At 66.9% G+C, this 19,565-nt stretch carries 19 protein-coding genes, 1 tRNA gene and 1 pseudogene; 17 read left to right on the top strand and 4 right to left on the bottom strand.

Translation table 11 applies throughout. The annotated features are described in order from the left end of the window. Positions 1-66: 66 nt before the first annotated feature. The gene (locus GKQ77_RS11085; protein ID WP_219688547.1) at positions 67-531 is read right to left on the bottom strand and encodes a GatB/YqeY domain-containing protein; all 465 of its coding nucleotides are present in this window, start codon (positions 529-531) and stop codon (positions 67-69) included. Between the two features lie 153 nt (positions 532-684). Between GKQ77_RS11085 and GKQ77_RS11080 the strand changes: the two genes are divergently transcribed. From GKQ77_RS11080 to GKQ77_RS11070, 3 genes are all read left to right on the top strand, one after another. Then, positions 685-1,608: a metallophosphoesterase gene (locus GKQ77_RS11080; RefSeq protein WP_219688546.1), complete on the top strand. Its 924-nt coding sequence runs from the start codon at positions 685-687 to the stop codon at positions 1,606-1,608. Positions 1,609-1,759: 151 nt separating this feature from the next. Then, entirely contained in the window at positions 1,760-2,515 is a 756-nt protein-coding gene (locus GKQ77_RS11075) for a Pr6Pr family membrane protein (protein ID WP_219688545.1), read from the top strand. A 50-nt stretch (positions 2,516-2,565) separates the two neighbouring features. Continuing rightward, positions 2,566-2,639, top strand: a tRNA-Pro gene (locus tag GKQ77_RS11070). Between the two features lie 301 nt (positions 2,640-2,940). On the opposite strand, the gene GKQ77_RS33295 is transcribed toward GKQ77_RS11070, so the two are convergent. Beyond that, positions 2,941-3,069 (bottom strand): hypothetical protein, encoded by a 129-nt coding sequence (locus GKQ77_RS33295; RefSeq protein ID WP_258021156.1) that lies wholly within the window; start codon positions 3,067-3,069, stop codon positions 2,941-2,943. A gap of 155 nt (positions 3,070-3,224) precedes the next feature. Here GKQ77_RS33295 and GKQ77_RS11065 point away from each other — a divergent pair, with 155 nt between their 5' ends. Together GKQ77_RS11065 and GKQ77_RS11060 are read left to right on the top strand one after the other, a co-directional pair. Then, complete coding sequence (locus GKQ77_RS11065) at positions 3,225-4,490, top strand: DNA sulfur modification protein DndB (protein WP_219688544.1); 1,266 nt, start codon at positions 3,225-3,227, stop codon at positions 4,488-4,490. Positions 4,491-4,624: 134 nt separating this feature from the next. Next, a pseudogene (locus tag GKQ77_RS11060) lies at positions 4,625-5,135 on the top strand (serine hydrolase domain-containing protein); the annotation flags it as partial. Between the two features lie 61 nt (positions 5,136-5,196). On the opposite strand, the gene GKQ77_RS11055 reads toward GKQ77_RS11060, so the two are convergent. Both GKQ77_RS11055 and GKQ77_RS11050 read right to left on the bottom strand, forming a co-directional pair. Further along, positions 5,197-6,333: an ImmA/IrrE family metallo-endopeptidase gene (locus GKQ77_RS11055; protein ID WP_219688543.1), complete on the bottom strand. Its 1,137-nt coding sequence runs from the start codon at positions 6,331-6,333 to the stop codon at positions 5,197-5,199. Positions 6,334-6,382: 49 nt separating this feature from the next. After that, on the bottom strand, positions 6,383-6,715 hold the full coding sequence (locus GKQ77_RS11050) for a hypothetical protein (protein WP_219688542.1): 333 nt from the start codon (positions 6,713-6,715) through the stop codon (positions 6,383-6,385). 159 nt (positions 6,716-6,874) lie between these two features. On the opposite strand from GKQ77_RS11050, the gene GKQ77_RS11045 reads away from it, so the two are divergent. The 12 genes from GKQ77_RS11045 to GKQ77_RS10990 form a co-directional block, all read left to right on the top strand. Continuing rightward, positions 6,875-7,015 carry a hypothetical protein gene (locus GKQ77_RS11045; protein ID WP_219688541.1) on the top strand — a complete coding sequence of 47 codons (141 nt, stop codon included), beginning with the start codon at positions 6,875-6,877 and terminating at the stop codon, positions 7,013-7,015. Positions 7,016-7,106: 91 nt separating this feature from the next. Continuing rightward, positions 7,107-8,111: a nucleotidyltransferase domain-containing protein gene (locus GKQ77_RS11040; protein WP_219688540.1), complete on the top strand. Its 1,005-nt coding sequence runs from the start codon at positions 7,107-7,109 to the stop codon at positions 8,109-8,111. Further along, positions 8,108-9,457, top strand: a complete 1,350-nt coding sequence (locus GKQ77_RS33890; RefSeq protein ID WP_308117621.1) for a HesA/MoeB/ThiF family protein — start codon at positions 8,108-8,110, stop codon at positions 9,455-9,457. Before GKQ77_RS11040 ends, GKQ77_RS33890 begins: the two co-directional genes overlap by 4 nt. Before the next feature lie 115 nt (positions 9,458-9,572). Continuing rightward, positions 9,573-11,351: an SAVED domain-containing protein gene (locus GKQ77_RS11030; protein ID WP_219688539.1), complete on the top strand. Its 1,779-nt coding sequence runs from the start codon at positions 9,573-9,575 to the stop codon at positions 11,349-11,351. A gap of 423 nt (positions 11,352-11,774) precedes the next feature. Next, entirely contained in the window at positions 11,775-13,283 is a 1,509-nt protein-coding gene (locus GKQ77_RS11025; RefSeq protein WP_219688538.1) for a DUF2339 domain-containing protein, read from the top strand. Between the two features lie 542 nt (positions 13,284-13,825). Then, positions 13,826-14,392: a Uma2 family endonuclease gene (locus tag GKQ77_RS11020; RefSeq protein WP_219688537.1), complete on the top strand. Its 567-nt coding sequence runs from the start codon at positions 13,826-13,828 to the stop codon at positions 14,390-14,392. 313 nt (positions 14,393-14,705) lie between these two features. Next, positions 14,706-14,909: a cold-shock protein gene (locus tag GKQ77_RS11015; protein ID WP_023586116.1), complete on the top strand. Its 204-nt coding sequence runs from the start codon at positions 14,706-14,708 to the stop codon at positions 14,907-14,909. A gap of 298 nt (positions 14,910-15,207) precedes the next feature. Beyond that, complete coding sequence (locus tag GKQ77_RS11010; RefSeq protein WP_258021154.1) at positions 15,208-16,557, top strand: DEAD/DEAH box helicase; 1,350 nt, start codon at positions 15,208-15,210, stop codon at positions 16,555-16,557. A 66-nt stretch (positions 16,558-16,623) separates the two neighbouring features. Beyond that, positions 16,624-16,914 (top strand): CBS domain-containing protein, encoded by a 291-nt coding sequence (locus GKQ77_RS11005; RefSeq protein ID WP_219688536.1) that lies wholly within the window; start codon positions 16,624-16,626, stop codon positions 16,912-16,914. Between the two features lie 41 nt (positions 16,915-16,955). Then, positions 16,956-17,270 (top strand): SCO5918 family protein, encoded by a 315-nt coding sequence (locus GKQ77_RS11000; protein ID WP_219688535.1) that lies wholly within the window; start codon positions 16,956-16,958, stop codon positions 17,268-17,270. A gap of 722 nt (positions 17,271-17,992) precedes the next feature. Beyond that, on the top strand, positions 17,993-18,331 hold the full coding sequence (locus GKQ77_RS10995; protein WP_219688534.1) for a MerR family transcriptional regulator: 339 nt from the start codon (positions 17,993-17,995) through the stop codon (positions 18,329-18,331). 518 nt (positions 18,332-18,849) lie between these two features. Next, the coding region (locus GKQ77_RS10990; protein WP_443728916.1) for an nSTAND1 domain-containing NTPase at positions 18,850-19,565 on the top strand (716 nt) is incomplete at its 3' end.

Genomic DNA, 19,565 nt, shown 5'->3' with positions numbered 1-19,565 from the left:
GGGCCAGGTCAGCCCGTGAGGAGCGGCGGGGCCGGGGTCAGCCCGCGAGGAGCGGCGAGGCCGGAGTCAGCCCGCGAGGAGCTTCTTGACCGTGGCGGCGACGCGGCCGCCTTCGGCGAGGCCCGCGACCTTCGGGTTCACGATCTTCATGACCTGGCCCATGGCGCGCGGGCCCTCGGCGCCGGCGGCCCTGGCCTCCTCGACGGCCTGGGTGACGATGTCCCGCAGCTCGTCGTCGGAGAGCTGCTTGGGAAGGTACTCGGCGAGGACCTCGCCCTCCGCCTTCTCCCGGTCCGCCTTCTCGGTGCGCCCGGCCTGCCCGAACGCCTCGGCGGCCTCGCGGCGCTTCTTCGCCTCGCGGGCGATCACCTTCTGCACGTCGTCATCGGAGAGTTCGCGCGCCTCGGTGCCCGCGACCTCCTCCTTCGTGATGGCGGTGAGGGTCAGCCGGAGCGTCGAGGAGCGCAGCTCGTCACGCCCCCGGATCGCGGCGGTGAGGTCTTCCTGGAGCTTCGACTTGAGCGTGGTCATGGGTTGATTGTGGCAGGTGCGGCCGGTTTCCTGCCCGCCGATTTCCCCCGGGGGGCGGGCTGGTTGGCCCGGCCGTGCTTGTCCCCCTCCGGCCGGTCGGCCCGGAGACCCTCCTCCCGTTCCGGGCCGCGCGGCGTCTGACACGATGGGAGGATGCGCGCGCGATACGCAGTACCTCTGGGCATCACGGCGACGGCCGCGGCAGGTCTCGCCTACTCGGTGGGCTTCGAAGCCCGCTCCTTCCGGCTGAGGCGGGTGACGGTGCCCGTGCTGCCGCCGGGGATGCGCCCCCTGCGGGTCCTCCAGGTCTCCGACATCCACATGGTGTCCGGACAGCGCAAGAAGCAGCGGTGGCTGCGCTCGCTCGCGGGCCTGCGCCCCGACTTCGTGATCAATACGGGCGACAACCTCTCGGACCCCGAGGGCGTACCGGAGACGCTGGACGCGCTCGGTCCGCTGATGGGGTTCCCCGGGGCGTACGTATTCGGCTCGAACGACTACTACGGGCCGAAGTTGCGCAACCCTGCCCGCTATCTGATCGAAAAGGCGCAGGGCAAGCACGGTCTGAACGGCAACGCGCCCGCTGTCGGTGCCATCCACAACCCCTGGGAAGGCCTGCGCGACGGCTTCGACGAGGCGGGCTGGGTGAACCTCACGAACACCCGGGGCTCCCTGAAGATCGACGGCTACGAGATCGGCCTCACCGGCCTGGACGACCCGCACATCAAACGCGACCGGTACGCGCGCGTGGCGGGCGGTCCGGATTCCGGCGCCGACTTCTCGATGGGCATCGTGCACGCGCCGTATCTGCGCACCCTGGACGCGTTCACCGCGGACGGCTACCCGCTGATCCTCGCCGGCCACACGCACGGGGGGCAGCTCTGCATCCCCTTCTACGGCGCCCTGGTCACCAACTGCGACCTGGACACGGACCGCGTGAAGGGCCTCTCGACGCACCAGGCCGAGGGGAAGACGGCGTTCATGCACGTGTCGGCGGGGTGCGGTGCGAACCGGTACACGCCGATGCGGTTCGCGTGCCCGCCGGAGGCGACGCTGTTGACGCTGGTGCAGCGATAGCCCTCGCTTGAGCCGCGGAAACGGACCGCGCCGCCCCCGCCGCCCCCTTTACGCCGTCTGGGCCCTATAGGCCGTCTAGGCCCTCTAGGCGATGTGGGCCCTCTGGGGCTCTTTAGGCGGCTATGACCTGCTGCCCCCTACCGTGGGGGGCATGATCGCTCCGACTCCTCCCCTGGGCACCGCGAGCGCTTCCGGCGTCCCCGCGGAGGCGGTCGTGCCACCCGTACGCCGCCCCCTCGTGGCCGCCGTGCGCGCGCTGATCGCCCTCGCCGCGGCGACCGGGATCGTGATCGACCTGGTCATCGGCAGCCCGCCACGCGTCCTCAGCTACTTCACCGTCCAGAGCAACGCGCTGGTGGCGGTGGTCCTCGGCCTCTCCGCGTGGCGGGCGTGGCGGGGCCGCCGCCGACTGCCGCCGTGGGTGACCGGCGGCACGCTCCTCTTCATCGCGATCACGGGCCTCGTCTACCACCTGGTCCTGGCGAACGCTTCCAGCGGTTTCTCGATGACGGAGGAAACGACGTCGGCGTCCGACTGGCACACACTCTCCAACCTGCTCCTGCACACGGTGACCCCGATCGCCGTGGCCCTCGACTGGCTCCTACTGACAAGACCGGGCGGCCTGCGCTGGCGCCACGCGTCCCTGTGGCTGCTCTATCCCCTGGCCTACCTGGCCTTCGCCCTCACCCGCGGCGCCCTCCTGCCACCGGGCTCGACGGCCCGCTACCCGTACCCGTTCCTGGACGTCACGACCCACGGCTACGGAAGCGTCCTCGGCAACGCGCTCACCTTCGGCCTGGCCTTCTACGCCCTGGCCCTGACAGCCGTGGCCCTGGACCGCATCCGCCCCTGGCCAAGGCCCCCCGAAAACCGGATTTCGCCTCAGGCCGCCGGTCCGCTAAAGTAATCGATGTCGCCACGGGCCTGCAGCAATGCGGGGCAGTGGATCAACGACATCGGGGTGTAGCGCAGCTTGGCAGCGCGCTTCGTTCGGGACGAAGAGGTCGTGGGTTCAAATCCCGCCACCCCGACAGCTGAAAGACCAGGTCAAGGGCCTGATCCTCTCTGAGGGTCAGGCCCTTCCTGCGTCTCTGGAGATCGTTTGGGAGAAATCTGGGAGAAGATCTTGGTCAGGGTCTTCCCCGGGTAGCAGCCGCCCGCTCCTTGATCACCGCGTACCTGCATCTCACCCACGTGTACGTCCGCGAATCGGACGCCGCACCGCCCGGCACCGATCCTGAGATTCGCCCAGACGACTGGGGCGGCACTCGATCATGGGTCGATACCCCCTTCACCCCGCCGGTCCAGTCCGCGGCTGTACGTCCACCCCATCTACGCGTCGACATCTTCGCGCGACTGGAATTCGTCACGGGAGAGCGTCCGTGCCGCGACGGCTGCGACGTCGCGGTCGTCGACCGGCGCCGTCTCGGCGGCAAGACGCGACCCAGATTGGTCAGCCACGTGCACCTCTGGTCACCCACTTGCAACTTGAGAACCCGTATCGCCAACTTAGCGACAGAGATAAGAAGTTACCTTCGTAGGTAATCTGCTACGCACTACCTTCCAGTGGTTGCTACGCCATCCAAGTGCGTAGCCGATCCCACTGGGGGCCTACCGTGAGCATTGCCGTCGACCCGCTGCGCCTGTCCAAGCCTCAGGACTCCAGCACGTACCTCGCCATCAAGACCCCTCAGGGCGGCCGCACGGTCTACAGCGTGCGCGTCCCCCTGCTCGATCTGCCGACGATCCTGCCCGTCCCTGACCCCAACAACGTCGACAAGGACAACCGCAAGGTCGACCGCCTTCATGCCAAGCATTTCGGCGAGTACCTCGACACCAAGCAGGACTGGGTCGCTCCAGCTCTACTCGCCCGGGACGGCGGTGGATGCACCTTCGAGAAGGTAGACGACCAGGGCGCCGTCGGCTACATCACCGTCCCGTGGGCGATTGGCGGCATCTCTAGTTTGCGGACCATCGACGGCCAACACCGCGTGCTCGGAGTCGCGATCGAAAAGCAGCGCATCACCGATGCCATCTCTGACGTAGATCGCGAAATGGCTCGCAAGGTGAGCCCGGAGAAGGCCGCGAAGCTCGAGGCCGAACGTGACAAGCTCATCGGCCAGATGAACCGTCTCAAGGCTGAGTACGTCGGCCTTGACATCTATGTCGAACCGGACCCAATCAAGTCTCAGCAGATGTTCGTGGACGTTGCTGACAACGCCAAGGGCATCAGCAGCGCCGTCCGCGCTCGTTTCGACAGCTACAAGGTGGCCAACCGCACCCTGTCCGATGTCATCGACCACCCCCTGCTCAAGGGCCGGGTTGACGCCGAGCAAGACCGTATGACGCTCAAGAACCCCAACTTCATGGGCGCCAAGCACGTCGCCGACATCACCCGGTCCGTCATTGCCGGTGCCGGCGGCCGGATCAGCAAGAAGGCCGAGCAGACTCTCACCGACGGCGAGGTGATCGAGCAGGTCAAGGACTTCCTCGACGTCATCTCCAACGCCTTCACTGACCTCGCCTCCCTTACCGAGGACGATCCGGAGGCAGAGCGTCAGCCTGGAGAGCTCACCATGTCCCAGGAGGTTCGCCGGTCCTCGCTCCTCGGGTCGGTGGGCATGCTCCGTGTTCTCGGCGGCGTATTCCGAGAGCTGCGGGCCGGCGAGAATCCTGCCGAACTCGACGACGTCACCGACTTCTTCAGCCGCCTCGACCCGCACATGTCGGCACCGGTACTGGAGACCAGCATTTGGCTCACCACCGCGGCCAAGGTCGACTTTGAGCCGAACGCTTCGGCACCGATCATGCGGACGCAGAACATCGTCCATCTCGTGAGCGTGATCGCCGACTGGTACAAAAAGGCCCCCACCGCCCTGTAGGACGATGCGTCGGGGCCGTGGGCGCCGAGCGCCGATTCTGGACGACGGCGCTCATGGTCCCGCATGGGGCAGCGGATGGCCTGGGAGCTCCGTAAGTGGCTAGGCCACCGCTATCCGCCTCCTCTGCAACAGCCCACCTCGCAGGCAGACCGGAGGAGGAACCGTGCACGGGCCAGGGCCACGAGCGCGGTCAACTCCCGTGTCATAGCAGTCTTCGCACTCTCGACCAGGACACCGGCACCCACCTGAAGGGCGTCGCCCACGACTTCTCCGCCCGGCTCTTGGGCGGAGTCTGCGGCATCGCCAGCGCCTTCACCGTCCTCGACGACGTCAGCATCTTCCTTCGCCACATGCTCGCCTCCACCCCGGATCGGACCGGATTCGGCCCCGACTGGATCAAGGAGTCGCTGACCGTCCAGACCGGCGGTCTGGAGCCGGGACCCGGCCTGTTCTGACAACCGGCACCCAGAAACGACTCCGACACCGACATCTGGGGTCCACTACGGCTTCACCGGAACCGGCATGTGGATCTCACCTCTGCAAGGCCGATGGGCGGTGCTGTTGACGAACAAGCTCTACTACACCCGCGATCGGCAGCCCCTCACCGGCGTCCGCAACGCCTTCAGGGCGCTTGCCTTCGCCTGATGCAACCAGTTCCTTCCGGCTTGCGCGGTGGGTGGGGGCCCCTTTAAACGTGCAGGGGTGGCTAGCCCGCGGTGAGATCGCCGGAGAGGCTGATCTCGATGGGGCGCTTCAGCTTGCTGCCGTATTTCCAGTCCAGGACGCCGTCGTGCTGGAGGCGCCCGACCACGATGCCTGGGGCGATGCCAGCCCGGCGGGCGAAGGCTGTGATGTTGGTGAAGGGCATGGGGCGCTGGGCAAGTTGCTTGTAGGCGGCCGCGTGCTCGGGCGGGATGAGGGTTTCCCTGGCGAAGGCGTCTGCCTCGTCCTCGCTGCGGTCTCCTTCGGGGGTCGTGTCGTCGTCACGGCTTGTGTTGTCGATGAAAGTGAGGCGTTTGCCGTGCAGGAGGACATGGCCGAGCTCGTGGAAGACGGTGAACCAGAAATGGTCGTCCTTCTTGAACCGGCCGCTGAGGGCGACTCCGACCTTTTCCGGGGTGAGCCATCGGGTGACGCCGGAGACGCGACTGTTGGGGGGCGCGGCAACGAACACCACCGCGACGCCGACTCGGGCGCACAGACGCGGGATTTCGGAGCGCCAGACGGCAGGTTCCTCGACGGTCAGGGCGCGCAGCTGGGGAAGTAGCTCAAGCAGGGCCGCGCGGTCGTAGGGTGCGCAGGGGATTTCGCGTGCTCTGAGTTCGGCCTGGCGCAGCCAGACGGCGGTGGCGTAGTCGTCCGGCGTGAGGACGGTGGAACGCCGGAAGGCAGTCCGGTAGCTGCCCCACACGTTCTCTGCAACCTCGGGGTCGGCGACCCCGAAGAACGCCAGCAGATGCTCGAGATTGTCCACCGTGCGCTCTTTGGTCGGCAGGATGCCCCGCTTGACCAACTCTTGCAGGGAGAAGCGGTCGAGCCAGTCGAGGCGGTGGCTGAGGGCTTCACGGCTCTGGGTGCGGCTGACATGGGTGCGCCAGGCGGCCTCCATCTGGTTCCACAGCGAAGCCGGGATTCCGACGGCCCGCTCCAGCAGAAGGGCAGTCTCGGGGGTGAGTACAGCGCTGCCCTGAACGATCTGGTTGACGTGCTTGGTCGACAGCCCGGTGCGGCGGGCAAGGTCCGCCTGGGGGATACCAAGGGCGTCGAGCTGTTCTTTCAGGGTGTCGCCCGGAGGCAGGACTTCATTCGGTGCGAACGGGTGCGGGGCGGAGGGCGGAGTCACGTGAGTGCCTCTCGGTCGGCGAGGCTGCGGGGCGGGCCTGGTGGCGGGATCAGGGGCGGTGGATCGCTGCGACGATCACAGCGCGTACGGCGTGCTCGTTGAGGGTGCCGTCGTCGAGAGTGCCGGGCGGGTCGTCGCGCGGGCGGACCACGAGATCGCCGTGATCACCGAGCGACACCAGCAGAGTGAAGCAGTCCCCGTTGGCTGCAGGCCGCAGCCGCGCGGCCGCAACGTGGCGCAGGTCGGCCAGGTGGTGGGCGGCCGCCATCTGGCCAAGACGCCGGAGCAGGGTGGTCGCCCCATCGGGGCCTAAACGGTCCCTGCGGGCAGGGCCGCTGTTGCAGACACGGGCGAGCTCGGCGTCCTCGAAGACGATCTCCACCAGCGACCTCAGAATCCTTTTCCGTGTACCTACTGCTTCCATGCTATCCTCCCGATCAAGGTTCGCAAGATTTCATGTACCTACTGGGTAAATGAAACTCTGACGTAGGGTGTGGCGTGTGCTACCGCAGGCCACCGCAGAAGATCGGAAGGACAGCCCATGGCAGGCAAGAGCAGCGCATCCAACGGCAAGCGGGGCCGCAGTGCCATCACGGGCCGGTTCGTGAAGCAGGCCACCGTGAAGCGGCACCCGAAGACAACGACCAACGAGAGCATCGGCAAGGGCGGCAGGAAGAAGTAGGCCACCAGCCCCTCACGACGGACCTCGCATTGTCAGTGGTGTGAGGCAGGCTCAGCAGACCAATGCAGTCACGACCAGACCGGAGGGCCCGATGGCTCACCTCAAGCAGCAGTTCAAGGACGCGCTGAGCTCCATCGAGCCCGGCGACGACAAGACCAACGCGCCAGAGGCGCATCGCCTCGTCCGTGACGCCCTCAAGGCTGACTCCAAGCTCGCCGAGTACGGCGTCAGCCCGATCCTGATCGGCTCCTACAAGCGCAACGTGTCGATCCGCAGGATCAAGGACGTCGACGTGTTCGTGCGCCTGCCCGATGTTCCGAGCGACGTCACATCGACGGACATCCTCGACAGGTTCTTCAAGGTCCTGCATGCAGAGTTCGGTACCGACGCCGACGGGCACCGGCGCACCAAGCGTCAGGACCGGAGCCTGCAGGTCTCCTTCCCGGAGTACGACCTCTACGTCGACGCGGTGCCCGCCCGCCCCTACGGCGACGGAACCTGGGAGATCCCCCAGAAGGGCGACAAGAACGAGTGGGTGCGCACCAACCCAGACGGGCTGACGGACCTCTCGAGCACGATGAACGCGGACCACGACGAGTACTACGTACCGACCGTCAAACTGCTTCGCCAGACTCGTCGCGCCCTGCTCGGCACGAAGAAGCCCGGCGGATTCTTCATCGAAATGGCCGCCTACCAGGCGTTCGCCTCAGGCGCAGTCTCGGGCAACGACCAGGCGGAGTACTACGTCTCCGCTCTCCGGGAGGTCAGCAAGATCATAGAAAACTTCGTGACCTACGGCATCGCGGTGACCGACCCGACCCTGCCCGGACACACCATCCACATCCGCGCGACCGACGATGAACTGGACACCGCACGTACGCGGTTCAACGACGCCGCGACGTCGGCAGAAGCCGCGCTCGTCGAAGAAGACGCGGGCAAGGCCGCGCTGGCGTTCCGGAAACTGCTGGGAAAGAACGGCGATGGAGATACGGTCTTCCCGATGCCCCCCGGCTTCAACGAGGACGGCAGCAAGAAGGCATCCGCGATCTCGCCCGGCGCCCGCGTCGTTCCTGTCGGCAAGAGGACCTTCGGGTGACTTCTGTCAGCTTCGACGAGTACGTCGCCTACGCGCGGCTGCACTTCGAGGAGGGCCTGATCCGCGCCGGGTTCCACGAGGTGGAAGCAGGGTGGGAAGGGCCTGTCCCGCACTCGGCGGGCACGACCCGTGTAGTGATCGACCTGCCGCCCCGCTTCCCGTTTCGGCCGCCGAGGGTGGTGCCGGTCGATCACGACGCGGTGCCCTGGTCCTGGCACCGTGACTCGGACGGCGCGCTGTGCCTGGTTGCTGAAGAAGATCACGACGGGTTGTGGTGGATGGAGGCACTGGCGTTCCTCGAACACGTCACAGCATGGTTCGAGCACGCGGACACCGGATGGACGGACGATCGGCCCGACCTCGACCTCGACCGGTACTTCCATCAGTCCGCGGACCGGCGCCTCTACCTCTACGACGACCTCGGCCAGTACCTCAACCGCTCCGTCCGCTTCAGCCCGGCCAGCAACAACACGATGCGGATCAGGCACGGCATCCGTCCCAGGAAGGCCCTCAAGCACAGCAAGGACCGCTTTGGGTACGTGGCCGATCTCGGCGAGGTCGACGTGCCGCCGCGAACCTGGGCAGACATCTGTGCCCGGCTCGGCTCGAACGCGGATCTGGACCGCAGAATTCGCCAGCAGTCGGTCGCGGTCGTCGTGCTGGTTTACCGACGAGGCACCCACGAGGGCGCGATCGTGCTGGACGTAACGCCCACGAAGGAGGGCGGCACGGCCGTCACACGTCTGCGCTCGGGCGCAGACACCGAGGCCGCCCGGTCCACTCGCGCAGGCGTCCTCGCTGCCGAACTGCGTGAATCCAAGGTTGCCGTGGTCGGTGTCGGCGCTTTGGGCTCGTTCATCGCCGACATGCTGGTGCGCTCTGGTGTCCGTCACCTCACTCTCATCGACGACGATGTGGTCATGCCGGGAAACCTCGTCCGCCACCTCGTCGGCCCCGACGCAGTCGGACTGCCGAAAGCCGAAGCGGTCAAGCGACACCTCGTCAGGCACAACGAGGCGCCGGCCGCAGGCATCGACACCATCAATAGCGCCCTTACCTCGGGTGCCGACGCGGTCGACCATTTGCGGAACCACGACCTCGTCGTGAACGCCACCGCCGACTTCGCCACCACCGCGCTCCTACATGTAAGCGCCCTGACACTGGGCACACGGTCCTGTCTGCGGCGCTTCAAAACGACGGCAGGACCTATCGCATCGACGTACTGCCACCGATCGACGCCGCAGCACCGCTGCCGCCTTCGACGACCAGAGCCGACGCCGAGGCACCGCAACTGTTCGAAGCAGGCTGCGGAAGCCCGATCTCCCCAACGCCGCCCCACGCGGTGATCGAGGCAGCAGCGGCAACCGTCCGCCACGCCGTCGGACTCCTCGTGGACCGCCCCCTCCATCCTGCAGGGGAGACGCGCCACCTCCACTCCGCACCACAAGGGAGCCACCACCAGTGACCCCGCCGGCACCACGGATCGAGCTGCGCCAGGCGGCATACGAGGTCATCGCGTCCGCGACCGCGCAACAGCTGCCACGGGAAACGGGTGGCATCCTCCTCGGCTATCAGGAAGACGCCAACGTCGTTGTCACCCATGCCCTCGTGGTCGAGGGACAAGGAGCGACCACCCACAGGTACGTACGCGATGACGTCAAGGCGAACACGCTCCTCGCAGAGTTCCTGGCCCAGCGAGCGGACGACGATCCAACCGGCTACGTCGGCGAGTGGCACAGCCATCCCGCACCGTCCGGACCGAGCCCGACGGACCTTGCCGCGATGCGAGCAATGGCCCGGGAGCACGACGGCCCGATCGCACTCCTCGTTTACGCTCCCGGCGGGACGGACCCCTTCTCCGGACTGATCACCCGGCGCCAACGATGGGGACGCGTCACCGGCAAGGCAGCAACGGTCCTTCCGCCACCACAGAGATTCAAGGCGCTGGGGCCACTGCCCAAGGGCGCAGTCCGGCCTGACGACGCGGTGTTCATCTCCTACCGGCAGTCTGACGGGTCCCCGCAGGCCGAGTCGATTGAGAATCTGCTCAGGGCGGCCGGTCTCGTCGTGTGGAGAGACCATACCGACCTGCGCGCGGGCACAACGACCGATCGCCTCGAACAAGCCCTGACCCAAGGGCTTTCAGCAGCCGTACTCCTCGTGACACCGGACATCGTCCACAGCGACATCGTCCGAGAACGTGAGCTGCCTCGGCTGCTCCAGCTGGACGAGGACCCCGCCTTCAGCCTGTGCATCGCGAACAAGACCGCCAGTGCGGGCAGCGATAGACGGTGCGACTACGACGCACCGGACCGACTCCTAAGACTCGCTCCCTCCCGGACCCTCGCCGACAAGAAGCAAAGCAACATGCTCCAGCCGTCCGGCGAGAGCGAGATCGTGCGCGACCTGCTGATGCACCGAGTCGAACAACGCAAGCACGCCATTCACAGCCAGAACCGCGCCTTCACGATCCGAGTCCAGACCCGCCCCGCGCCCTTCGCCATGGACGCGGGCGAGGACGACCTGCACATCCGCATCAGGGCCGCCAGCGACGGGCGTCTGCCGTTGCGAGAGGGACTTCAGCTCCTGCAGACCACACTGCCCCTGACCAGCGACGCCGTCTATGCCGCTGGCGCGCAAACCGTACGCGTCTTTGGCGGAGCTCACCTGTCGGTAGCCCTGGCCTTGGGAGCCGCCCTCCCCGAGACCAAGATCGGCAATGTCGAGGTGGTCGACACCCGCGGCGCTCAGTGGACGTCTGCAGAAAGTGGTGACGACCCACTGATCAGCGAACTTCATACGCAACCAGTTGGCCTCGAACAGGCGCAGACACCCGACAGCCACGACCGCGTCGCGATCTTCCTCAGCCTGACTGCCAGTCCAGATCAGACCGCATTCGAGCAGCTCCTGCTCGAGTCCAGCGACGGCTTCGCCGCGGCCGCCGTGATCTCCGTCGCCGGCGAAGACCGACTCGACCCGCGCGAGGCCGCACGCCTCAGCACGGCTGCCGCGCAACAGATCAAAGCGCTTGCCGCACACAGCGGCCGTGCGGAGGTGCATCTCGCTTTCCACGGCCCCTACACGATGGCTCTACTCGTAGGGCGATACCTCAACACACTGCGCACCGTCGTCTACGAGTGGGACGGTGCAACCCCTGGGAGGCCCCGCTACACCCCAGCTCTCGTGCTTGAGCCAGGTGTCACTGGCGGACCGATCACCGAGATCCTGCTCGCCCAATAGGCGTGGCGACGCACACGCAGCGTGCCAGCCGGTCTTGCTCTGCCTGGCTGAAGTTGTAGCAGTGCGCCACGGGAATGTTGCTGAGCCAGGCGGTGATCCAGACGAACTGGGCGAGAGGGCGGCGAACGCAGTAGGCCTGCAGGCCTGAGCCACGGGCCAGGACGCGAAAAGTCTTCGTCAGACCGAGTCATCGGATGGATCCGCCACGCCGGCGGCCTCAGCGGAGGTCAGCCTGACGCACCCACAGTGGGACGTACCCGCTGAAGGCACCGCCTGCCTGTCAGTGCTGAGCCATACCGTCGTTTCTCTGGACTCCGACGATCGAGACAGATTGAGGACGGACACCGCCATGCTGGCTGAAGAAACACCCTTCGCCGATCATATCGAAGGTGCTCGATGATTCCCCGTGGACCGGATTGCACGGTGACCACCCTGATCGAGCTGCAAGGCGGCAGGCCGCAATGGGACAAGGTCATGCGGCGGATACGGGAGCTGGGCTGGACGTGCCACGAGCTCAGCCCGAAGGAGCGACGCACGGTCCTCCGGGCGTTCGACTCCAATGTCAATTTCAGCGAGTTCTGGTGGGTGGAAGTACCGATCATGGGCTCCACCTGGCGTGCCGACCGCGAAGCAGCCTGGCAGATCACAGAGCTGAGCCGGTCGGTACAGACTGTGATTTACGGTCGGCTGTTCCGGCGTGACGAGATCGATCGGGTCCTTGAGCCCGAGTGGCAGGTGCACTCGGCAGATCACGAACCCGCAGGCACCGTCATACCGGGCTTCCGTCGGCTTTGGCGACCAGTCACGCGCTGGTGCGCGGCGCGCACTGGGCTGCTCGACGTCCGCGTGCGCATCCATGCGAGCAAGGACGCCGCCCGACACCTGGCCCGGCATCTGCGCACGGACGGACCCCGAGCGGACTTCGACGTGCGGCCGCTCGACGGACGGGGGCGCACCGGGACTATCCATCATGGAGAGGACGCCCTCAACAGGGCTCTGGCGCTCTTCGGCGGGCCACTGCTCGCCATGTCCCTCTTCCTGTCAACAGCTCAGCACTTGATACCCGTTGCGGCCGCAGCGTGCTGGTTCCTCGCTGTCGTCTGTGCCGTCCCAGCTTGGTGGACGGCTTTCGCTCTGCCCTTGGCTCACTCTCGGCTCCAGTGTCTAGTTATCTGCATCATCGCAACCCTCGTAGTGGCCGTCTACACGCTGGGCGTCCCTGGGCTCTTCGACGGCGTCGACTCCCGGTCTGCCTGGGCGACGGCAGCAATCGGCTTCTACGTGACTGGTCTGATCCTGCTGGGGCGCCGCTGGCGATGGCAGATACTGGCCGCGACGGCGATTCCCCTGCTTGCCACACTGCTCGTGGCGGCTCTGCCCCTCACCGGTAGGATCCTGCAGGACGGCTACGCGGACGAGCTGTCTCTGTCACCGGAAGAGACGGCGGTCAGCGGGGCGTACCAGCTCATCGCGGCGGTGAAACTGCTGTGGCCCACCCTTGCGGCGATCCTGTTCATAGCAGCCGTTTGGGGCGTCCTGCGCTACTTTCACTTCATACGGCCGCGGAGCGTCTTCGCTGGCACCCTGGCCGCACTCTTCCTCACCCTTGGCTTGCTCACAGCCGCCGAGTGGACCTTCGCGTCACCGCAGCATGCGGCCGACAAGCTGAAGCGAGCAGCCTCTCATCGCACCAAGGCCCCACCGTATTTCGGTATCTCAGCGGACTGGGTCTGCGTCCGTCCCACAGTCTCGGTTCACGCCCTGAACGAGCAGGGTGGCGCGCTTGTACCACGCACCCCCTACCTTTCGTTCGGCGTCGCCGAAGGCAACGTGGTCCTGTGGAACGCCGCCGCCGACCGCCCACTGCGTGTTCCGGCTGGACAGGTGAAGCTGCTTCCTGCCGGGAACCCCGGGCTCTCGTGCGTCACATGATTGGAAACACAGCCGACAGAGAACCGAGCAAATTTACTTGCGCTACGCAGCTCGGAACCAAGACTTCGAGAGCACGGCACCCCTCGCTGGGAGATTTCTGGGAGATGATCTTCCCTCAGAGACCAACCGGAACCTCTCCGCGCCGCTTCAGACCAACCACCTGACCTGCAATTTTACAAGATTCGCAGGTGCCGATCCCACCCGAACCTCATTCGGGACGAAGAGGTCGTGGGTTCAAATCCCGCCACCCCGACAGAGAAACACCAGGCCCGCTACCTACTCACGTGAGTAGGTAGCGGGCCTGTTTTCGTGTGTGTCCTGACAGGTCGATGGTCCAGGGTCTCCTTGCGGAACCCGCCTCTGAACCAAGATCTAGGTCATGGATCTGCAGGGCGTAGGAGCGGTCGCTGCGGCGGCAGTCGCTGTGGACGACGAGCTCTACGTCCTCCAAGCGGTTCGGTGCCCGGTGTGTCGGGGTGCTGAGACAGTACGCTGCACGCAGCGGGATCGGGCCCGCTCGTGTGGTGTCCGGGAGGTGCGTCATGACTGCCGAGATGGCAGCCCCTGCGTGGATGCACGAGCAGATCACGGCAGAGCAGTACGACTCTTGGTCCGAGGAGCAGTGTGCGGGGATCGAGATCGTGGACGGGATGGTCGTCGTGAGTCCCAGTGCCTCCAAGCGCCACAACCGGCTCGCTCGGTTCCTGGCGAATGCCTTGGAAGCCGCCGCGGGGCCTGATTGGAACGCTGACACTGACTTCGACGTCCGTCTGCAGGACGTTCCGCTCACAAATCGGCGTCCGGATGTCGTGGTGTACCGCGCGGACACGATCGACGTCACGCCCACCCGGCCGGAGCACGTGCTGCTGGTCGTGGAGGTTGTCTCGCCAGGATCGGAGACCACCGATCGGATCGTGAAGACGGACCAGTACGCCAAATCCGGCATTGCCTTCTACTGGCGGGTCGAGCAGGCCGCGACCGGCGTCCCACTGCTGTACACCTACGTACTCGACCCAGCGGCCAGGGCCTACCGGAATGGGGACGTGTTCACTGGCGTCGTCAAGGTGTCGGCACCCTTCCCGGTAGAGATCGACCTCGACCGGATCTGACGCCGCCACCAGGTCGAGCCTCAACTTCCCGGGAATCAATGTCTGTGTTCGCGGTGTGAGAGTTTAATGGGCCGTGCGGGAAGGGTTTTTGGGGTAACCAGGTGGGGGGAATTGTTTAACTTACGGGGGGCGCCTCGGCGTGCTACTGTCGTCTCAGTTGCAGTTGTGGTTCCCGAAACTTCAAGTGCTCCTGGTCGGATACTGCGACGGGGGCGCTTTTGTATTACCGGTCATTTCCGGGCGGGGTAATCATCGCGGCGACACGGTGTCCGCACAGTGCGGAGGCCGATGTACTGCCCCAAAGGAGATTGACATGGCTGCTGGTACCGTGAAGTGGTTCAACGCGGAAAAGGGTTTTGGCTTCATCGAGCAGGACGGTGGCGGCGCTGACGTGTTCGCCCACTACTCGAACATCGCCGCCCAGGGCTTCCGCGAGCTGCTCGAGGGCCAGAAGGTGACCTTCGACATCGCGCAGGGCCAGAAGGGCCCGACGGCCGAGAACATCGTTCCCGCCTGACGCTCGCGCACTCTTGTAGCTGGGGCCCGCATCCTTCGGGGTGCGGGCCCCAGCTGCATGCGTTTGCATGCTTTTGCATGCGTTTCCCCGCAGTGATTTCGCCTGCGGGCGGGCCGGGACGGCTCGGAGACGTTCGATCAGTTAGATGCTGCGCCTGGGTCCGGGTGAGTTCTTTTGGATTCTCGCCCTCGGCCAGGTTCGCTTTCGTTTTTTATCTTCGGTCCATTCTTGTAGTTCTCTGCGCTGATCATCGCTGCGGGAATTCCTTGTTATGCGCCGCATCGAGGAAGGTTCCCGCATGAACCGCACGCACCACACGACGATCACCCCGGCCCTCCCCGCCGTGGAAGGCTTCGCCGATCTCGATATGGCGGCGCCGCTCCTGGCCGAGCTTGGCAGGCAGGGTGTCGTCGTTCCGTTCCCGATTCAGGGAGCGACGCTGCCGAATTCCCTCGCGGGCCGTGACGTACTCGGTCGCGGGCGCACCGGGTCCGGCAAGACCCTCGCCTTCGGTCTCGCCCTGCTCGCCCGGACGGCCGGACAGCTCGCCGAGCCCCGCCAGCCGCTGGGACTCATCCTCGTGCCCACCCGCGAACTCGCGCAGCAGGTGACCGACGCGCTCACCCCCTACGCCCGTTCCGTCAAGCTGCGCCTGGCCACCGTCGTCGGCGGGATGCCGATCGGCAGGCAGGCCGGTGTGCTGCGCGGCGGGGCCGAGATCGTCGTCGCGACGCCGGGGCGGCTCAAGGACCTCATCGACCGCGGCGACTGCCGGCTGAACCACGTCGGCATCACCGTGCTCGACGAGGCCGACCAGATGGCGGACATGGGCTTCATGCCGCAGGTCACCGCGCTCCTCGACCAGGTACGCCCCGAGGGGCAGCGGATGCTCTTCTCCGCCACCCTGGACCGCAACGTCGACCTGCTGGTGCGCCGGTACCTGACCGATCCCGTCGTCCACTCGGTGGATCCGGTGGCCGGCGCGGTCACGACGATGGAGCACCACGTGCTGCACGTCCACGGCGCCGACAAGCACACGGCCACCACCGAGATCGCCGCCCGCGACGGCCGCGTGATCATGTTCCTGGACACCAAGCACGCCGTCGACCGGCTGACGCAGGACCTGCTCAACAGCGGTGTGCGCGCCGCGGCGCTGCACGGCGGGAAGTCGCAGCCCCAGCGCACCCGCACCCTGACGCAGTTCAAGACCGGGCACGTCACCGTGCTCGTCGCCACGAATGTCGCCGCCCGCGGCATCCACGTCGACAACCTCGACCTCGTCGTCAACGTCGACCCGCCGACCGACCACAAGGACTACCTCCACCGCGCCGGCCGTACCGCGCGTGCCGGTGAGTCCGGGAGCGTCGTCACCCTGGTCACCCCGAACCAGCGCCGCGGCCTGGTCCGCCTCATGTCGGCCGCCGGGATCCGCCCGCAGATCACGCAGGTCCGCTCCGGCGAGGAAGCGCTCGGCCGGATCACCGGCGCCCAGGCGCCGTCCGGCATTCCGGTCGTCATCACCGCGCCGGTGGCCGACCGCCCCAAGCGCGGCGCCGCCAGCCGCGGCCGACGCCGGCCCGTCGGCACGATGCGCCGTACGTCCGTACCGCGTCCGTTCGCCGGCGGCGTCGACGCGGTAGCCGCCTAGGACTTCCGTGCTCGGGAAGTTGCCCCATCTCTGTAGGACTCTGTAGGACTCTGTAGGAGGAACCCTTTGACGCTGGTTCAGATGCAGGTCTGCTCGGCGAGCGACGCCGGCCCCGTGGAGGAAGCCGCGCCGCGGGTCTGGGACGACATGACCGTCGAGGTCGCCCTCTCCGTCATGGTCAGCGCCCGCGTCGAGCACCTGCTCGTCTGCGACGAGGACGGCAGGCGCACCGATCTGGTCACGCACGCCCGGCTCATCGCCATCCGGGACAGCCCCGCGTACACGGACCGGATCCGCCTGCGCGACATCGGCGCCGACAGCCTCGCTGCCGCCCCGGCCCCCGCCCTCGCTCTCTGAATCAGCTCACCTCGGTCCCCCCTTTCTCCCTGTGAGGTCTCATGCGCTGTGTCATCGCTCGCTTCCCGTTCGACCTGACCAAGAGCGGCGTGCTGGAAACGATGAAGGGCGTCAAGCCCGAGCCGGTCACCGGTGAGTCCGTCATCATCGGCCGCCGCCACTACCCCGTGAAGCAGGTCGGCCAGGTCATCACCCGCCAGGACCGCCGCGACTTCAGCGCCGGTGAGGTTCTGCGGGCCATGGCCCAGCTCGGTTTCACCTGCCGTACGCTCCCCGCGGCCGCGCCCGCTCCCGCCGTCCGCGTCAGCCCGCTCCAGCGGGCTTCCGCCATGCTGGGGATGCCCGTGGCCGTCTGACGACGGCTGCGGTGACGCAGCACTGTAGGCCCGACCGGTACGCCGGTCGGGCCTTCGTCGTGTTCAGGCGTAGATCGGCACGGTCGAATATCTCGTCGGCGAGCGCATAGAAATCTATGCTGATCGCGGTAGACATTGGCGCTCACGTGGCTATGGTTTCTGTTGTAGCCGAGATCGAGCGAGATCGAGCAAGGCCCGGCAGACACGAACTGCCGGGCAGCAGTACCAGCAGTAACCGCAGTAGCAGTACCTGTAGGACGGTGCGGTGGTGGAGCTTCGAAGCCAGGGTTGTCGCATGACGGCGACGGGGCTGACGACCGGACCGGGTGGCCCGCAGTGATCAGGGGCCGCCGCCAGCAGTAGCAGTACCCGTAGTTCGCAGTACCAGCAGTACAAGCAGTACCCGTAGTTCGCAGTACCAGTAGTAGTGCAGTACGCAGTTCCGTAAGTGAGCGAAGGCTCAGAGGGAAGAACGGAGGAATCGAGCGCCATCAGGATCGCCCGGGCGGGAAAGCTGAAGCCCGGGTACCGCAGGACATCGATAGGCAGGTGGTCTCCGGTCACGCATCCGCGATCCCCGTACTTCCGTCGGCATCAAGGACGGTCGTACGGACACAGTAGGCCGACGCAGCATTAGGGTCGGCAGATGGTGTTGCAGTTCCTTCGGGGCCCTGGTGCCGTACGGCACCAGGGCCCCTCTACGCGTTCCACAGAGAGGTGAGATGACAGCGGACGACTCGCTGGGCCGTCTCGATGACGACGACTACCCCGCCTACACCATGGGCCGGGCCGCCGAGATGATCGGTGCCACTCCTGGTTTCCTGCGCGCCATCGGCGACGCGCGGCTGATCACGCCCCTGCGCTCCGAGGGCGGGCACCGCCGCTACTCCCGCTACCAGCTGCGGATCGCGGCCCGCGCGCGTGAACTCGTCGACCAGGGCACCCCGGTCGAGGCCGCCTGCCGGATCGTCATCCTCGAGGATCAGCTCGAAGAAGCACAGCGCATCAACGCCGAGTACCGGAGGCTCCACGGTGGAGGAGAGCGCGGCGGGGAGGAGTAGGCGGGGAGCAGACGCCGAGGAGGGGGCGCCAGGGAGCGGGCGCCGGGAAGGACTCGCCGGGGAGCCTGCACCCTGCGCGCCGCGTCGGTTCGGCACCGGTCCCTCCCCTGTGGGGACCGGTACCGAACGACGCGGGCGGGTCGATCCGCGACGCGTCGGCGTTGCGGCACGGATCGGAGTAAGTCCGGATCTGCGATCAATATGAAAGTGATCCGGACGTCTCCGGCTGATCGGCACTCTGGAGTTCACGCGCGTTCACACGACGAGATCGTCGCCGCCACCACTTCGTGACTCCGGCCGAAACCAGCCGCGAATGAGCGGCACCCTCAGGCACCCCTCCGAACGCCGGGCTCGTGGCCTGCCCTGACGCTTCGCGGTTGGTTCGCTACTGCGTTGTGATCCTGCCAGTTACCGCATCCGAGGAGGAGGTTCCGACGGCGTCCGGCCCACTTATTCGCAGGTCAGCCGTATAAAGTGAGTTTTCCGGTCCGGATGTCCAAGCGCGGCGGAAGTAAGGGGTGGAGGCCTTGAGTCCCGACTCAGGGGCACGCACAGCCTTCGCGGAACGGCTTGCTCTGCTGTACAAGGAAGCCGGCAACCCTCCCCTCCAGCGCGTGGCCGAGGCGGTCGTCCGGCTGCAGCGGGTCGACGAGCGCGGCCGGCCCGTACGGGTGTCGGCGCAGCGGATCAGCGACTGGCGGCGGGCCAAGAACGTGCCCGCGCAGTTCGCCGCCCTCGCGGCCGTGCTGCACGTCCTGCTCCCCGAGGCGCGGCGCGAACGGCCCGTACCGGTCTCCGAAGGCCTGTACGACATGGGCCAGTGGCAGCTCCTGTGGGAGCGCGCGGTCGCCGACCCGGTCAGCGGGCGTGCCGCCTCAGGAGCCTCCGGTGGCGCCGGTGCCTCCGGTGCGCCGGGTTCCGCGGAAGGGGAGAAGCCGTCGCCGGCCGAGGCGCCGACCGCCCCCGCCGTCTGTCCCTATCGAGGGCTCGCCTCGTACCGTCAGGAGGACGCCCGGTGGTTCTTCGGGCGGCAGCGGAGCACGGAGGCGCTCGTCGCCCAGCTCCGCGCGGTGGAGAAGTCGGGCGGGCTCGTGATGCTCGTCGGCGCCTCGGGTGCGGGGAAGTCCTCCCTGCTCAACGCCGGCCTGGTCCCCGCCCTGCGGAACGGCACCCTCCGCAACGGTGCGCCGCACACCCCGCTGCTCGCGCTGCCGGGCAACCCCGTCTCCTCGTA

Origin of the sequence: Streptomyces anatolicus (genome assembly GCF_019400875.1) — a bacterium.
In the GTDB taxonomy this organism is placed as follows: Bacteria; Actinomycetota; Actinomycetes; order Streptomycetales; family Streptomycetaceae; genus Streptomyces; species Streptomyces anatolicus.
This window is presented reverse-complemented; position numbering and strand designations above follow the sequence as displayed.

What these genes read in the sequence shown, in the direction of transcription:
- GKQ77_RS11085 (WP_219688547.1), bottom strand. Translation starts at nt 531, where the DNA reads ATGACCACGCTCAAGTCGAAGCTCCAGGAAGACCTCACCGCCGCGATC.
- GKQ77_RS11080 (WP_219688546.1), top strand. Translation starts at nt 685, where the DNA reads ATGCGCGCGCGATACGCAGTACCTCTGGGCATCACGGCGACGGCCGCG.
- GKQ77_RS11075 (WP_219688545.1), top strand. Translation starts at nt 1,760, where the DNA reads ATGATCGCTCCGACTCCTCCCCTGGGCACCGCGAGCGCTTCCGGCGTC.
- GKQ77_RS11045 (WP_219688541.1), top strand. Translation starts at nt 6,875, where the DNA reads ATGGCAGGCAAGAGCAGCGCATCCAACGGCAAGCGGGGCCGCAGTGCC.
- GKQ77_RS11040 (WP_219688540.1), top strand. Translation starts at nt 7,107, where the DNA reads ATGGCTCACCTCAAGCAGCAGTTCAAGGACGCGCTGAGCTCCATCGAG.
- GKQ77_RS11020 (WP_219688537.1), top strand. Translation starts at nt 13,826, where the DNA reads ATGACTGCCGAGATGGCAGCCCCTGCGTGGATGCACGAGCAGATCACG.
- GKQ77_RS11015 (WP_023586116.1), top strand. Translation starts at nt 14,706, where the DNA reads ATGGCTGCTGGTACCGTGAAGTGGTTCAACGCGGAAAAGGGTTTTGGC.
- GKQ77_RS11010 (WP_258021154.1), top strand. Translation starts at nt 15,208, where the DNA reads ATGAACCGCACGCACCACACGACGATCACCCCGGCCCTCCCCGCCGTG.
- GKQ77_RS11000 (WP_219688535.1), top strand. Translation starts at nt 16,956, where the DNA reads ATGCGCTGTGTCATCGCTCGCTTCCCGTTCGACCTGACCAAGAGCGGC.
- GKQ77_RS10995 (WP_219688534.1), top strand. Translation starts at nt 17,993, where the DNA reads ATGACAGCGGACGACTCGCTGGGCCGTCTCGATGACGACGACTACCCC.